Origin of the sequence: Phenylobacterium sp., assembly GCF_030651185.1 — a bacterium.
GTDB lineage: Bacteria > Pseudomonadota > Alphaproteobacteria > Caulobacterales > Caulobacteraceae > Phenylobacterium.
In genome coordinates this window covers 1-14,601 of sequence record NZ_JAUSCJ010000010.1, presented here as the reverse complement: position 1 = coordinate 14,601, position 14,601 = coordinate 1, and the positions used below count along the sequence as shown (strand labels likewise).

General features: G+C 69.3%; 9 protein-coding genes and 1 other RNA gene. 2 read left to right on the top strand and 8 right to left on the bottom strand.

Annotated features, from left to right (window positions below; translation table 11 throughout):
- Nucleotides 1-33: 33 nt before the first annotated feature.
- From Q7J39_RS02605 to Q7J39_RS02580, 6 genes are all read right to left on the bottom strand, one after another.
- Nucleotides 34-873 carry a TIGR00282 family metallophosphoesterase gene (locus tag Q7J39_RS02605; RefSeq protein WP_304820117.1) on the bottom strand — a complete coding sequence of 280 codons (840 nt, stop codon included), beginning with the start codon at nt 871-873 and terminating at the stop codon, nt 34-36.
- 129 nt (nt 874-1,002) lie between these two features.
- Nucleotides 1,003-1,566 (bottom strand): 5-formyltetrahydrofolate cyclo-ligase, encoded by a 564-nt coding sequence (locus Q7J39_RS02600; RefSeq protein ID WP_304820115.1) that lies wholly within the window; start codon nt 1,564-1,566, stop codon nt 1,003-1,005.
- 28 nt (nt 1,567-1,594) lie between these two features.
- A non-coding RNA gene (gene ssrS, locus Q7J39_RS02595) (6S RNA) lies at nt 1,595-1,756 on the bottom strand.
- Between the two features lie 59 nt (nt 1,757-1,815).
- Nucleotides 1,816-3,453: a TadE/TadG family type IV pilus assembly protein gene (locus Q7J39_RS02590; protein WP_304820113.1), complete on the bottom strand. Its 1,638-nt coding sequence runs from the start codon at nt 3,451-3,453 to the stop codon at nt 1,816-1,818.
- Nucleotides 3,454-3,555: 102 nt separating this feature from the next.
- Entirely contained in the window at nt 3,556-5,355 is a 1,800-nt protein-coding gene (locus Q7J39_RS02585; RefSeq protein WP_304820111.1) for a M2 family metallopeptidase, read from the bottom strand.
- 79 nt (nt 5,356-5,434) lie between these two features.
- Nucleotides 5,435-5,614 (bottom strand): hypothetical protein, encoded by a 180-nt coding sequence (locus Q7J39_RS02580; RefSeq protein WP_215338147.1) that lies wholly within the window; start codon nt 5,612-5,614, stop codon nt 5,435-5,437.
- Nucleotides 5,615-5,940: 326 nt separating this feature from the next.
- On the opposite strand from Q7J39_RS02580, the gene Q7J39_RS02575 reads away from it, so the two are divergent.
- Together Q7J39_RS02575 and pbpC are read left to right on the top strand one after the other, a co-directional pair.
- Nucleotides 5,941-11,061, top strand: a complete 5,121-nt coding sequence (locus tag Q7J39_RS02575; RefSeq protein WP_304820109.1) for an alpha-2-macroglobulin — start codon at nt 5,941-5,943, stop codon at nt 11,059-11,061.
- 187 nt (nt 11,062-11,248) lie between these two features.
- Complete coding sequence (gene pbpC, locus Q7J39_RS02570; protein ID WP_304820223.1) at nt 11,249-13,282, top strand: penicillin-binding protein 1C; 2,034 nt, start codon at nt 11,249-11,251, stop codon at nt 13,280-13,282.
- A 237-nt stretch (nt 13,283-13,519) separates the two neighbouring features.
- On the opposite strand, the gene maiA is transcribed toward pbpC, so the two are convergent.
- Together maiA and Q7J39_RS02560 are read right to left on the bottom strand one after the other, a co-directional pair.
- Entirely contained in the window at nt 13,520-14,167 is a 648-nt protein-coding gene (gene maiA, locus Q7J39_RS02565) for a maleylacetoacetate isomerase (RefSeq protein ID WP_304820107.1), read from the bottom strand.
- A 1-nt stretch (nt 14,168) separates the two neighbouring features.
- Nucleotides 14,169-14,601 (bottom strand): fumarylacetoacetate hydrolase family protein (locus Q7J39_RS02560; RefSeq protein ID WP_304820105.1); only part of this gene is annotated, 433 nt, incomplete at its 5' end.

The window sequence follows — 14,601 nt, the reverse complement described above, 5'->3', positions numbered from 1 at the left end:
CCCGGGACAAGCCCGGGGATGACGGGTGGTGGATTATTCCGCGGCCACGGCGTCCAGCACCGGCACGGTTTCCGACAGCCGCCCGCCAATGCGGATCGGCTCGACCCGCAGCGCCAGGCCGGTAGCGTCGTCGGTCTCCACATAGACTCCGCAGACGGTGGCCGGCCCCTCGGCGGGCTTGTAGCGGCCGCCCGAGATGCGGGTGGTGAAGCGCCGCAGGGGCTCTTCCTTCTGATTGCCGATGACGCTGTCATAGTCGGCGCAGGCGCCGGCGTCGGTCTGGTAAGCCGTGCCGCCGTTGAGGATCTGGCAGTCGGCGGTGGGAACATGGGTGTGGGTGCCCACCACCAGGCTGGCGCGGCCGTCGCAGAAGTGGCCCATGGCCATCTTCTCGCTGGTGATCTCGGCATGGATGTCCACCACGATGGCGTCCACGGCCATGCCCAGCGGGCAGGCCTCGAGTTCGCGGTCGACGGCGGCGAAGGGGTCATCCAGGCTGTCCATGTGGACGCGGCCCAGGACGTTGATCACCAGGATGCGTTGGCCCTTGTCGGTCTCGAACATCTGGGAGCCGCGCCCGGGGGTGTCGGCGAACAGCGGATAGTTGACCGGACGGATAAGGCGCGGCTCCCGGACGATATAGGTCAACGCCTCCTTCTGGTCGAAGGAGTGGTTGCCCAGCGTCAGGCAATCGGCCCCGGCGTCGAACAGCTCACGCGCCGTGTTCTCGGTGATGCCGAAGCCCGCCGCGGCGTTCTCGGCGTTGATGATCACGAAATCCAGCGCCAGGCGGCGACGCAGAGCGGGGAGATGGTCGGAAATCCCGTCGCGCCCGGCGCGGCCAACCACATCCCCGAAGAAAGCAAAACGCATTGAAAATCCTTGAGGCCTCTAGACCCTTTCCGGATCAGGTTGGAACCTGATCGGATGAAAAGGGTCTATCTTCTTGAAACTAGAGCATGTCCGGGCGGCGAACCGGTCCCCACTCGCGCCTGACATGCTCTAGACTTCCATATACCCGGTTTCCGTGAGAATGGCGTCCAGCCTCTGATCGTGGGGGGCCAGGTTCATCGGCTCCACCTCCTGACCGGCATAGGCCAGCCCCAGGACGAAGACCGGACGGGCCGCCCGCAGACTTTCCAGGGTCCGGTCATAGTGGCCGCCGCCCTGACCCAGTCGCCCCCCCTTGCGGTCGAAGGCCAGAAGCGGGGCGATCACCAGGTCCGGATGCAGCCCCGGCGCCGCGGGCGGCGGCGCGGGCACGCCGACGGCGTCGGGAACCAGGGTATCGCGAGGATCCCAGGCCCGGAACACCAGGGGCGCGTCGCGCGACAGGGCCACCGGCAGGCTCAGCATGGCGCCGGTGGCCGCCAGCCTGCGGATCAGCGGGCTGGGGTCCAGTTCCGAGCCCAGGGCATGGTAGCCGGCGAAGGTGGCGAAGGCGGGCAGGCGCTCCAGGGGCAGCAGGGCGGCGGCCCGCTCGGCGGCGTTTGGGGCCGCGACGGCCAGGGCCTTGCGCAACACGCGCAACCGCGCCCGCTGCTCGGTCTTGGAGATCGGGGACAAGATCTAACCCCAAGGGAGGGAAAGGGTGGCGGCGCCGCGAGAGCCGTGAAGGACGGTTAAAACCCCCTCGGACCTGGTATACCAGGTGGGCGCCATATGCCCGGGCCCACGAGCCCGGACAGGGACAGCTCCCGTAGAGAGAATTAAGGTCTCTGGGATTTGTTGCCTTCGACGAGATCCGCAGCAGACCCGCCGGAGACCAAGATAGGCCTCCGGGGTCCGGTTCTCAAGCACTGTGCGCGAAAGCCGCTATTTGGCGAGCCGAAGGTTGTCGATGGAGCCCGCGATGGCGTCGAAGGCCGCCGACAGGTCCGACACGTCCTGCACGTCATAGAACTTGTCCGGGGTCGAGGCGCAGGTCTGCAGCAAGCTGGAGGTGCCGCTCGTGACCTCCACGCGCACTGTATAGACCACGATATCCTTGTCCTTCACCGCCGTGCAGAGCAGGGACAGGCGCGTGTCGATCGCGTCGGCGCGGGTGTTGGCGTTGGTCGAGGTGGTGCCCAGGATGTTCTGCCAGAGATAGCCCAGACCGCCATAGAACGAGCCGTTGGAGCCCTTGGACGGGCTGTTCATGGTGTTCTCGCCATCGGTCATCAGGATGATGATCTTGCGCACGTGGGGCGTGTTGTAGGCCGAACCGTGGGCCAGCGGCCCGATGGGGGAGACGGCGTGCCAGCCCCAGACCAGGCCCAGGGGGATGTTGGTCTCGCCGACCGCCGTCATGGCGTTGATGCCGGTCTTGATGGTGGCGCTGCTGGTGGTCAGGGGGATCAACGGTTGCAGGGTGCAGCCGGCGTTCGGTCCGAGCGCGTAGACGCCATAGGCCGAGCTATCGAGGCTCATGGCCCCGGTGCGCTTCATGCTGCCGCCGGTGTACTTGCCGGTGCGCCGCTCCTTGTCCTTCCAGGCCGTGAGGCCCGACACGTCGTTCATGTAGTTGTTGTAGTAGCCGCTGTCGGGCTCGTCGGGCCAGAAATAGGGGATGAACATCGAGGCCGGCGTGGTCGAAACCGCCGCGTCCTCCTTGATGTCATAGGGCTGGGCCCGCTGCTCGACGCAGCCCGACCAGGACTGGCCGATGTTCTTCATCATGTGGAAGCGGTCGGTCTTGGTGGTGCTGCCCGCGCTGACCTCGAAGATGTCGTTGTTGGTGGTTCCGTTCCAGCGCGCATTCGCCATGGGATCGATCCAGGCCGGGATGCCCGGTCCGGTGTGGGTGGTGGTGTTGTAGTTGGTGAGGGCGGTGGTGTTCTGCACCCGCACCGTGGTGGAGAATGGCACCAGGGCGATCTTCAGGGGGTCGGTCTGGGCGCTGCGGGCCGAGGCTTCCACCAGCTTGTCCACGAGGTCGGCGGCGGCGTCCTTCAGGGTGGTGAGCTTGGTCCCCTGCATCGATCCGGTGTTGTCGAGGACCAGGGCGATCTCCAGCTTGTCCAGCGAGCGGACAACCTCGGAATTGGCCTTCACATTGCCGTGGGTGAACAGGTCCGGCGCCAGGGCTGGCGGCGAGACCTCGGCGTAGCCCACCACCTTGTCGCCCACCAGGGTGAAGGTCGAGGCCACCAGGGTCGAGCCGGCCGGCAGCACCAGGTTGGCGGTCAGGGCGGCGTCGCCCACGGCGTCCACCGCCTGGGTGGTCGTCCCGGTGGACCGGGCGGCGAACAGGGTCGCGGCGTCCAGCGCATCCTGCAGGTTGTTGCGCTGGGTCGAGGCCAGGTAGACGTCGAACATGCCCAGCATCAGCGGGGCCAGCAGGATCAGCGAGACGGCGAAGAACACCGCCGCGGCGCCGTTCTCGTCCCTGGCGCCGGCCACGAGGCGGCGCAGCAGGCGCACGCGCCAGCCCATCCGCCGAGTGTTGTCTTGGTCCAGTTTCGCGCGCACGCCACGCCCCCGATCGCAGGAAGATCGGGGAAGTCTCGCAGGTCAGCGTAAACGAAAGAGGCGCCACGCAGGGTAAACGGGGCTGTAAGGATCGCCCTCAGATCACCAGCCGCAGCGTTCGCCCTTGTTCTGTTTGATCAGCCAGACGTTCAGCGGCTTGAAGTACTCGGTGATGGCGCTGCCGTCGGTGCGGGTCTCGCCCGAATAGACCTTCAGAGTGTCCTGCCAGGGCTGCGAATTGCCCAGCTCCAGCATGGCGTTGAGCTTCTCGCCCACATCCTTGCGGCCATAGAGCGAGCAGCGGTGCAGCGGCCCCGTCCAGCCCATCTGCTTGCAGGCCGCGCGCTGGAACTGGAACTCGTAGTTGAAGGCCAGGAAGTAGCGGACATAGGGCACGCTGGCGGCGATGTGGTACTTGGCGGCCGGGTCGAAGGCGTCGGCCGGGCGCGGGCCGGGCGGGGTCAGGCCTTGGTACTGGCCGCGCAGCTTCCACCAGGCTTCGTTGTAGTGCGCCGGGTCCACCTGGCCTGAGAACACCTGCCAGCGCCACTTGTCGATCATCAGGCCGAAGGGCAGGAAGGCGATCTTGTCGAGCGCCATCTTCAGCAGATAGGGGATGTCCTCCTCCGCCCCGGGGACCTTTTCCAGCAGGCCGATCTGGTTGAGATAGGTGGGCGTGAGGGCCGACATGCCGGCCAGATCCCCCACCGCCTCGTGGAAACCGTCATTGGCCGAGCCCTTGAACAGGAAGGGCTGAGCCGAATAGGCGCGCTGATAGTAGTTGTGACCCAGCTCGTGGTGGACGGTGTAGAAGTCCTCGCCGTTGACCTTGAAACAGGCCTTGATGCGGATGTCGTCGCGGTCGTTCACATTCCAGGCCGAGGCGTGGCAGGTGACCTCGCGGTCCCGGGGACGCTCCAGCATCGAGCGTTCCCAGAAGGTCTTGGGCAGGGGATCAAAGCCCAGGGACGAATAGAAGGCCTCCCCCGTTTGGGTCATCTTCACCGGGGTGTAGCCGTTCTTCACCAGCAGCTTGTCGAGATCGTAGCTGGAACCGGCGGTCTTGGGCGCCACCACGTCGTAGATATTGCCCCAGGACTGGGCCCACATGTTGCCCGTCAGGTCGGCTCGGATCGGGCCGGTGCGGGGCTGGACGGCGTCGCCGTACCTGTCGTTCAGCCGGGCGCGCACATAGCAGTGCAGGTTGCGGTAGAAGGGCTCGACCTGGGTCCACAGCCGGTCGGTCTCGGCGGCGAAGGCGTCGGGGTCCATGTCGTAGTTCGAGCGCCAGAGGGCGCCGGTGTCGGGGAAGCCCAGGCCCTTGGCGCCCTCGTTGGTCAGGGCCGCGGCCTTGGCGTAGTCGGCCTTCATCGGCGGGGCGACGGTGTGCCAGCCTTCCCAGACCGCTTTCAGCTCGGCCGGGTCGCGGCTCTTGGCCAGGATGTCCTCAGCGTCGTTCAGGGTCAGCGACTTGCCCTGGTGGTCGAACTTGCCGGTGGAGTAGGTGGAGTCCAGCTTCGACTGCAGGGTCGCCAGCTCCGCCGCCGCGCCCGGCCGATCAGGCGCCGGGGTCACCAGATAGAGCTTCAGCAGCTTCAGCTTGCGGGCGGTCACCGGATCGACGGCCACCCCGTCGTACCTGGCCGCCTGCTTGGCGTAGCCGGTGGCCAGCACGTTCTGCTCGGCGCTGGCCTTGGCCTCCAGCCATTGGGTGTCCTCGGTGATGTAGGTGGCCCGCACCCAGGAGGACTTCGCGGCGTATTCGTTGAAGGCCGCGAGGTCGGCCTCGGCCTTGTCGACGAAGGCCTTGGCCTCGGCGGCGGTGGGCTTTGCGCCTTGGGCGGCGGCCGGCCCGAAGGCCAGCAGGGCGACCGCGGTGGCCGCCAGAAGTTGGGATCGCATGGGATCGTCCTTGCGCGGTGAGGGGTGCGACGCGTTTGCGCCGCCATGACCGCGATGGGACCTCCAGCCGGGTTAGCCGTCAAGCGCTGGGCGCGTATCTCCAGGAGACGCGACGGATGGTGGCCTCGACGGCGGCCTGGGCGTCGGACTGGCTGAGGTCGAGGCCGGTGGCCACGGTCTCGCCGTCCTCGTCATAGACGGACCACGACCAACCGCGCTCGGCATGGGCCAGCGAGTAGGCGAACGGTTGGTCTGTCATAGGCGGCCTCGCGTTGTGTGCGTTGCAGCAAGAATGGCTGATCACGACTCCAACGCGCCTCTGTGTCAAGCGGTTGCGATCACAATGCGGTGCAGCGAGGCGATAGAATTCGTGTTCGGCGAGTCGGTGTTCGTGGGTTCTCGGTGCGCGTGAAAATTCATCCGTGGGGAGACATCTCCCGCGAACGGCAAGACCCGCGCCTCTCCGGCATCGCGGTCCTGGAAAATCACCCGCGAAAACGCCCGCAACAGGCTACGCCAATTGACGCTGGCCTGCCTTTGCCCTCCCCTCTGCCGGCAACACTCTAGTCATCCGGGGAGGGGGCGATGGCTCCGAGCGACGAGACGCCGACTGAGGGCGCGCCTGAGCCCATGCCCCGGCCCGATCCGGCGCCGCAGCGTCCCACCTCCGCCTTCCGCGACCGCCTTAAGGGCTGGGCCGACCGCGCGCGGACCAGCCGTGTGCCGGCCCTGCTGGCCGCCGGCCTGCTGGTGGCGGCCTTCGGGGGCGGCTTCATCGCCGCCAAGGGCATGGACGGCCTGTCCCTGTTCGGCGCCGGCAAGTCCGGCCCCACCGCCAAGCTGGAGCCGGGCGCCCAGGGCTGGTCCCTGTTCGGCAAGCCCCGCAACGCCAGCGCGCCCCGGCGCGGCATCCCCAAGCCCGAGGGCTTCGCGGTCTGGCGTTCGCGCATCGACACCTCCAAGCCCGAGCCGCTAGCCTGCGTCGAGCTGACGAGGCCGCTCGATCCCGCCAAGTCCTATGCCGACTTCGTGCTGGTGGCGCCCGATCTCGGAAGCAGCCCGGCCGTCTCTGTGAAGGGTTCCGAACTCTGCGTCGCCGGCGTCGGCTTCACCGATCGCCGCGTGACCCTGCTCAAAGGTTTGCCGGCCCGCGGCGGCGAGGTCCTGGCCGCCAATGCCGACGTCGACTTCACCTTCGGCGAGAAGCCTCCCTATGTCGGCTTCGCCGGCGAGGGCGTGATCCTGCCGCGCGAGGACGCCGATGGCATCGGCATCGAGACCGTCAATGTCAGCAGGCTCTATGTCGAGGTCTGGCGCGTGGTGGACCGCAACCTGGTCCGCAAGTCGATCAGCGCCCCCGATCCCACCCCCGAGGGCCAGTATTCCGACGACTACGGCTCCGACAGTCCCGACGACGAGGGCCGCGTCGTCTGGAAGGGCGAGGTGGCGGTGAACGCCCAGAACGCCGGCGACCGCACCACCACCGTCTTCCCCCTGGGCGCCGTGCTCAAGGACATGAAGCCGGGCGGTTATGTCATCAAGGCCCGCGACGCCTCGGGTGGCCGGGCCATCAAGGGCGACGACGGCGAGAGCCTCGACCCCAACCCGCCGGCTCAGGCGAGGCGCTGGGTGATGTTCACCGACATGGCGCTCTCGGCCTATGACGGTTCCGAGGCGCTGGACGTGGTGGTCCGCTCGCTGAAGACCGCCAAGACCCTGCCCGGCGTAAAGGTCACCCTGGTGGCCCGCAATGGCGAGGACCTGGCCGTGGCCAATGCCGACGCCTCGGGCCGCGTGCGCTTTGACCACGCCCTGCTGGAGGGCGAGGGCCCCGCCGACGCCAAGATGGTGATGGCCTATGGCCAGGCCGGCGACCTCGCGGTGCTTGACCTCGACCGCGCGCCCGTCGACCTGTCGAAACAGGGCATCGGCGGCCGCACCAGCGAAAGCCCGGACGGCGGCACGGCCGGCCGCTCGGTCTCCACCGCTGTCGACGCCTACATCTATGGTGATCGCGGCATCTATCGCCCCGGCGAGACCGTCCACCTGAACGCCCTGCTCCGCGACCGCGAGGTCAAGGCCGTCAAGGACCGCAAGGGCGCCATCGTGGTGCGTCGGCCCTCGGGCGTGGAGTTCAAGCGCTACGCCTTCGACCGCGCCCCGGCAGGCTCGGTGGGCGCCGACGTGGTCCTGCCCAAGAGCGCGCCCCGTGGCCGCTGGACCGCCAAGGTCGAGATCGACGGCCTGGAGCAACCCGCCGGAAGCCTGAGCTTCTCGGTCGAGGACTTCGCCCCGCAACGCCTGGCGGTGACCACCGTCGGCCAGGAATCGGTTCCGCTGAAGACCGCGGAAATCCGCAATGTCGACATCAACGCCCGCTTCCTCTACGGCGCGGCGGGCGCCGGGCTGCAGGTCCAGGGCGAGGCGCGGCTGAAGGTCGACGCCGATCCCTTCCCGCAGTTCGAGGGCTATTCGTGGGGCGACCAGGTCAGCCCCTTCGAGGAGAAGTACCTCGATCTCGGCCAGACCGTCACCGACGGTGAGGGCCGCGCGGTCCTGAAGCTGTCGGCCGCCGAGGCCGGCGACACCCCCCAGCCGCTGTCGGCCATCATGACCGCCAGCGTCTTCGAGCCCGGCGGCCGGCCGGTGCGCGAGGGGCTGAACCTGAAGATCCGCACCAAGCCCCTCTATCTGGGGGTCAAGGTCGACCAGGGCGACACCGGTGGCAATGGCGACCCCACCATCGCGCTGAACGTCATCGCCGCCGACGCGGCCGGCAAGCGCACATCCGCCAACGGCGTCGCCTACAGCCTGATCGCCGAGAACTGGGACTATGACTGGTTCCAGCAGGACGGCCGCTGGCAGTGGCGGCGGACCAGCCGCGACGTGGTGGTGCAGAAGGGTGCGCTGAACGTCGGCGCCGGGGCTCCGGCCCGCATCTCGCGCCGTCTCGGCTGGGGCGACTATCGCCTGGAGCTGACCGGACCCGGCGGCGCGAAAAGCGTCATCCGCTTCGCCTCGGGCTGGGGCGCGCCGGCCAAGGACGTCGAGGCCCCCGACTTCGTGCGCGTCAGCGCCGGGGCCAAGGCCTACGCCCAGGGCGACACCGTCGAGATCACCCTGAAGCCCCCCTATGCCGGGGAGGCCCAGATCGCGGTGGCCACCGACCGGCTGATCGACTTCAAGACCGTCACGGTCGGCAAGGACGGCGCCACCGTGCGCCTGAAGACCAACGGCGCCTGGGGCGGCGGGGCCTATGTGCTGGTGAGCGTGGTGCAGCCCCGCGATCCCGTCGCCGCGCCCAAGCCCCGCCGGGCCCTCGGCCTGGTCTACGTCCCCCTCGATCCCAAGAGCCGCAAGCTCAACGTGGAGCTGGGAACCCCGGTCAAGGTGGACTCCAAGGCCACGCTCAGCGTGCCGATCACCATCAAGGGCGCCGGGCTCGGCGGCCGGGCGCACGTGACGCTGGCGGCCGTGGACGAGGGCATCCTGCGGCTGACCAAGTTCGACAGCCCCGATCCGGTGAAGTGGTACTTCGGCAAGAAGGCCCTGACGCTGGACTACCGTGACGACTACGGCCGGATGCTCGACCCGAACCTGGGCGCGCCGGCCAATGTCAGCTTCGGCGGCGACGAGATCGGCGGCGAGGGCCTGACCGTCACCCCTATCAAGACCGTGGCCCTGTGGTCGGGGGTGGTGGAGACCGGGCTGGATGGCAAGGCGGTGATCAAGTTCCCCGCCCCGGACTTCAACGGCGAACTGCGGCTGATGGCCGTGGCCTGGACCGACACCGCCGTGGGATCGGCCTCCAAGCCGCTCACCGTGCGCGAGCCTGTGGTGACCGAACTCTCCCTGCCGCGCTTCCTGGCCCCCGGGGACAAGGCCTTCGCGACACTGGAACTGCATAACCTGGAGGGCAAGGTCGGCCAGTACGTCGCCCAGCTCACCTCGTCGGGCGGCATCCTGGCGCCGTTCAAGAAGGCCTATCAGCTGGCCCTCAATCAGCGGGTCGCTGAGCGGATAGCCTTCGACGCCCCCATCCGCGCCGGTATCGGCAAGGTCGGGTTCACGGTTTCCGGACCGGGCTTCACGACCACTCGCGACTATCCGATCCAGACCCGCCTGGGCTGGAGCCCTGTCACCCGGACCACCATCGATCTGCAACGCCCCGGGACCAGCTACACACCCACGGCCAACCTGCTCTCAGGTCTGGCGGCGGGCGACGCGACCCTGCAGGTCAGCTACTCCCCCTTCCGGGGCTTCGACCCCGGGCCGATCGCCGTGGCCCTGTCGCGCTACCCCTATGGCTGCACCGAGCAAACCATCTCGGCGGCCTATCCCCTGCTCTACGCCCAGGAGGTCAGCAGCGACCCGAAGGTCAAGCGCTCTTCGGCCGCCCTGGCCGGGGCGGTGGGCCGCCTGCTGGACCGCCAGACCCTCGACGGGGCCTTCGGCCTCTGGCGGGTGGGCGACGGGGAGGCCGACGCCTGGCTGGGCGCCTACGCCACCGACTTCCTGATCGAGGCCCAGCGCGCGGGCGTGCCAGTGCCGCAACAGGCGGTCGACCGGGCGCTGTCGGCCATGCGCCAGATCTCCCAGCCCACCGGTTGGGTCTCGATCTCCTACCGCACGGAATATCCCGAGTGGTGGGCGGGCTCGCCTGAGGCGTCCAAGAAAGCCACCGAGACCATGCGGTCGCGGGCCTCCGCCTACGCCCTCTACGTCCTGGCCAAGGGCGGACGCGGTGACCTGGGCCGCCTGCGCTGGTGGCACGACGTGCAGATGAAGAGCGAGAAGTCGCCCCTGGCCAAGGCCCAGGTGGGCGCCGGTCTGGCCCTGATGGGTGACCACGCCCGGGCCCGCTCGGCCCTGCGCCAGGCCATCGCCGGCCTCGGCTATCGCGAGGACAGCGACTGGTACCAGAGCCCGCTGCGGGACCTGGCCGGCGTCATCGCGCTCGCCTACGAAGCCGGGGAAAGCGGCATGGCGCGTGGTCTTCAGGGCCGGCTCGAGAACGCCGTGAAAGACCCCGACAGCCTCAACACCCAGGAGCAAGCCCGCCTGCTGCAGGCCGCCCACTTCATGCTGAAGGCGGCAGGTCCGATGAAGGTGACCGCCACCGGCGCCATACCGTTGAATCCGGCGGGCGGCGCCCCGCGCTGGGCGGTTGGCAAGCTTTCGGCGGCAAGCTTCGTCAACGGCGGCAATGCGCTGTGGCGGACGGTGACGGTGACGGGCACGCCCATCGCCGCCCCACCGGCCAGCGAAAGCGGGATCAGCCTCAGCAAGCGGCTGGTGGGCTTCACCGGTGGCGTGGTCGATCCCCGGGCGCTTCGCCAGGGCGACCGGGTGATCGTGGTGATCTCCGGGCGCTCCGGCCAGGCGCGCTCCATGTCGCTGGTCATCGACGATCCGCTGCCCGCGGGCTTCGAGATCGAGACGGTGCTCGGACCCGACGACGCCCAGAACGGACCGTTCCGGTTCCTGGGAACCCTGACCGGGGCCGACGTCCAGGAAAGCCGCGACGACCGCTATGTCGCCGCCACCGACCTGGCGGGCAAGGCGAGCTTCTCCTTCGCCTATGTGGCCCGCGCGGTGACCGCCGGCGACTTCCTGCTGCCGGGCGCCCAGGCCAAGGACATGTACCGTCCCGCGCTGAACGCTCGCACGGCCGCCGACCGGACCACCATCTCGCCGGGGCCGTAGTGTCTGAGCCAATTCGCGTAAACTCTCTCCCCCTGCGGGAGAGGGTGGCCGTCCGGAGGACGGTCGGGTGAGGGGTCGCGCCGCCCTCGACGCGCTGTTGGCGAGGGTTCGACGGAGAGGTCTGGGCGACCCCTCATCCGACCCTGCTCCGCAGGGCCACCTTCTCCCGCAAGGGGAGAAGGAAAGAATCAAGCGCCTTACCCTGGCGCTCATCGCCCTGCTGGCTGTCGAGACGGCGGTGGTCGCCCTGGACGCCCTGGCGCCGCCGGACCTGTCCCGCGCCAAGCGCTCCTCGCCGGTGGCGCTCGACCAGCGCGGCGCCTGGCTGCGGGCCCTGCCGGTGGAGGATGGGCGATGGCGGATCCGGGCGGATCTGGCGCGCACAGATAGAAGCTTTCAAAGACGCCTGGTGGCCATCGAGGACGCCCGCTTCTGGCTGCACCCGGGCGTCGACCCCATCGCCGTGATCCGGGCGGGGGGCTCGGCCCTGGTCCGGGGCCAGGTGACCTCCGGCGCCTCGACGCTGACCATGCAGACCGCCCGCCTGCTGGAGCCCCGCCCGCGCAACCTCGGCGCCAAGCTGATCGAGATGATCCGGGCGGTGCAGATCGAGGCCCGCTATTCCAAGCGCGAGATCCTGGCCCTCTACCTGACCCTGGCCCCCTATGGCGGCAACCTGGAGGGGGTTCGCGCCGCCAGCCTCTCCTATTTCGGCCATGAGCCGGAGACCCTGACCGACAGCGAGCAGGCCCTGCTGATCGCCCTGCCGCAGTCGCCGGAGGCCCGCCGCCCCGACCGTCGCCCCGACGCCGCGCGATCCGCCCGCCGCGAGGTGCTGGACAAGGTGGTCCGCGCCCGGCGGATGACCGAGGTCGAGGCCAGCGAGGCCGACAGCGAACCCCTGCCCGGCCGCGCCCCCTTCCCGTCGATGGCATGGCACGTGGCGGGTCAGCTGGCCCGCGCCGCGCCCGCCTCCCAGGCGTCGGTGGTCTCGACCATCGACGCCGGCCTGCAGTCGCGGCTGGAGCCGCTGGCGGCCGCCGTCTCCCGCGCCCAGGGGCCGGAGGATACCGCCGCCATCCTGGTGGTGGAGATCAAGAGCCGGGCCGTGCGCGCCGCCGTGGGCTCGGGCGGCCTGGACCGCCCCGGCGGCTGGATCGACATGACCCGGGCCATCCGCTCGCCGGGCTCGTCGCTGAAGCCCTTCATCTACGGCTTCGCCTTCGACGACGGCATCGCGGCGCCCGACACCGAGATCAACGACGCGCCCCGCCGCTTCGCCGACTACCAGCCGGAGAACTTCGACCGGGTGTTCCACGGCAAGGTCACCGCTCGTGAGGCCCTGTCCCATTCCCTGAACGTGCCGGCCGTCGAGCTGCTGGAGAAGGTGGGGCCATCCTCCTTCGAGGCCCGGCTGGCCGCCGTCGACGTGACGCTCGTCCGCCCGCGCCGCCAGCTGCGCACGCCGGGCCTGGCCATCGCCCTCGGCGGCGTCGGCATCAGCCTGCGGGACCTGGCCGTCCTCTATGCGGCCCTGGGCGACGGCGGGGTGGCCAAGCCCCTGGCCTGGACGGAAGCCGACGCGGCGAAACGTCCGCGCCAAGGCGGCGACCGGCTGATGCGCTCGGCCGCCGCGACCCAGGTGCTGGACATCCTGCGCGAGACCCCGCCACCGGCCGGGTCCAGCCCGGCGGCCCTCACCAAGGGCCGGCCGCTGATGGCCTTCAAGACCGGCACCTCCTACGGCTTCCGCGACGCCGTCGCCGCCGGTGTGGTGGGCAAGTACGTGATCCTGGTCTGGACGGGCCGGGCCGATGGCGGCGCGCGGGGCGGCCTGACCGGACGCGACGCGGCCCTGCCCCTGCTGTTCGACGTCGCCGACCTGCTGGACGCCCCGGCCGCCGCCCCGCGCCCCATCGCGCCCCGCGCCGCGCCGCAGGCCCTGCAGAAACTGGACACCATCACGCCGGGCCCGCGCCTGATCTTCCCGCCGGACGGTTCGGCGGTGCAGGTGGCAAGCTTCGGGCCAAGGTCCCGCGGCCTGGTCCTGGCCGCCGGCGGCGAAGGCCTCACCTGGTACATCGACGGCGAGCCGCTGGACCGCGATCCGGTCTCCGGCCGCGTCGTCTGGCGGCCCAAAGGGCCCGGCTTCTACCGCCTGATGGTCATCGACTCAGAGGGCCGCAAGGTGACGGCGCGGGTGCGGGTGCGCGGAAACTAGGCTCCGCCCCCTCAACCGCTCATCCCGGCGAAGGCCGGGACCCAGATGCATCAAGTGCCTGAGAGCCGATCCACCGTTCGTGTGGTTCGTGTGGTTCGTGGACATCTGATGGGCCTCTCCAGCCGCACGGCTTGAAGAGTTGGAACCACGAACCACACGAACCACACGAACGGGATTCCTGATCGAAGGCCGGGGTTGAATCTGGGTCCCGGCCTCCGCCGGGATGAGCGGAATTGGTTAGGCCGGGATCGCGTCCGGCTGGTTCTCGGGCAATGCGGCGATGAAGGCTGGGTGTTCCTTGGAGCGCAGCCCCACCGCCTGGATCGCGGGCCAGGCGTCCAGCTCCACCTTGTAGCGGGCGGCGGAATAGATCTGCGGGATCAGGCAGCAGTCGGCGATGGTCGGCGTGTCGCCGAAGCAGAAGCCCTTGCCGTACTTGGCGATCATCGGCTCAAGCGTGTTGAAGCCGTCGACGATCCAGCGCTCGGTCCACTTGGCGCGGCGCGGGGCGGCGACGTCCATAGCCTCCAGGGCCCGCTGCACCCGCATGTTGTTGAGCGGGTGGATGTCGCAGGCGATGACGCCGGCCATGGCGCGGACCCGGGCACGGTCCATCGGATCCTTGGGCATCAGGGCCGGGTCCGGATGGGTCTCATCGAGATATTCCAGGATCGCCAGGCTCTGGGTCAGGACGTCGGTCCCGTCGCCGAGGTCGAGGGTCGGCACCAGACGCTGGATATTGACCGCCCGATAGGCCGGCTTGTGCTGGGCGCCGGCCACCAGGTCGACGGGCTCATAGGCGTAGTCGAGGCCCTTAAGCGCCAGACCGATGCGCACGCGGTAGGGGGCGGTGGCCCGCCACTGGGAATAGAGGGTCAGGCTCATCTCAAACCATCGTGAAGCTGAGGGCGCCGACGCCTTCGACCTCGCCCTCGATCCTGTCGCCGGCCACGATGGCCGCGACGCCTTCCGGGGTGCCCGTGAAGATCAGGTCGCCGGGCGCGAGCGTCCAGAGCTTGGAGGCTTCGGCGATGATCTCGGCGACGTTCCAGATCATGTCGGCCACGACGCCCTCCTGTTTCACCGTCCCGTTCACGGAGATGGCGATGCGGCCCTGCGGCGCGGGGCCGGTCCAGGGGCGGATGGCGGAGATCGGGGCCGAGGCGTCGAAGGCCTTACCGGCTTCCCAGGGCTGGCCCTTGTCCTTGGCGGCGTTCTGCAAGTCCCGGCGCGTCAGGTCGACGCCGACCGCGTAGCCATAGACCAGGTCGAGGGCGCGCTCGACGGGGACGTTGGCGCCACCGCCCTTCAGCGCCACC

Excerpts from the sequence above, each read along its gene's own strand:
- Q7J39_RS02605 (WP_304820117.1), bottom strand. The coding sequence starts at position 873 with ATGCGTTTTGCTTTCTTCGGGGATGTGGTTGGCCGCGCCGGGCGCGAC.
- Q7J39_RS02585 (WP_304820111.1), bottom strand. The coding sequence starts at position 5,355 with ATGCGATCCCAACTTCTGGCGGCCACCGCGGTCGCCCTGCTGGCCTTC.
- Q7J39_RS02580 (WP_215338147.1), bottom strand. The coding sequence starts at position 5,614 with ATGACAGACCAACCGTTCGCCTACTCGCTGGCCCATGCCGAGCGCGGT.
- Q7J39_RS02575 (WP_304820109.1), top strand. The coding sequence starts at position 5,941 with ATGGCTCCGAGCGACGAGACGCCGACTGAGGGCGCGCCTGAGCCCATG.
- maiA (WP_304820107.1), bottom strand. The coding sequence starts at position 14,167 with ATGAGCCTGACCCTCTATTCCCAGTGGCGGGCCACCGCCCCCTACCGC.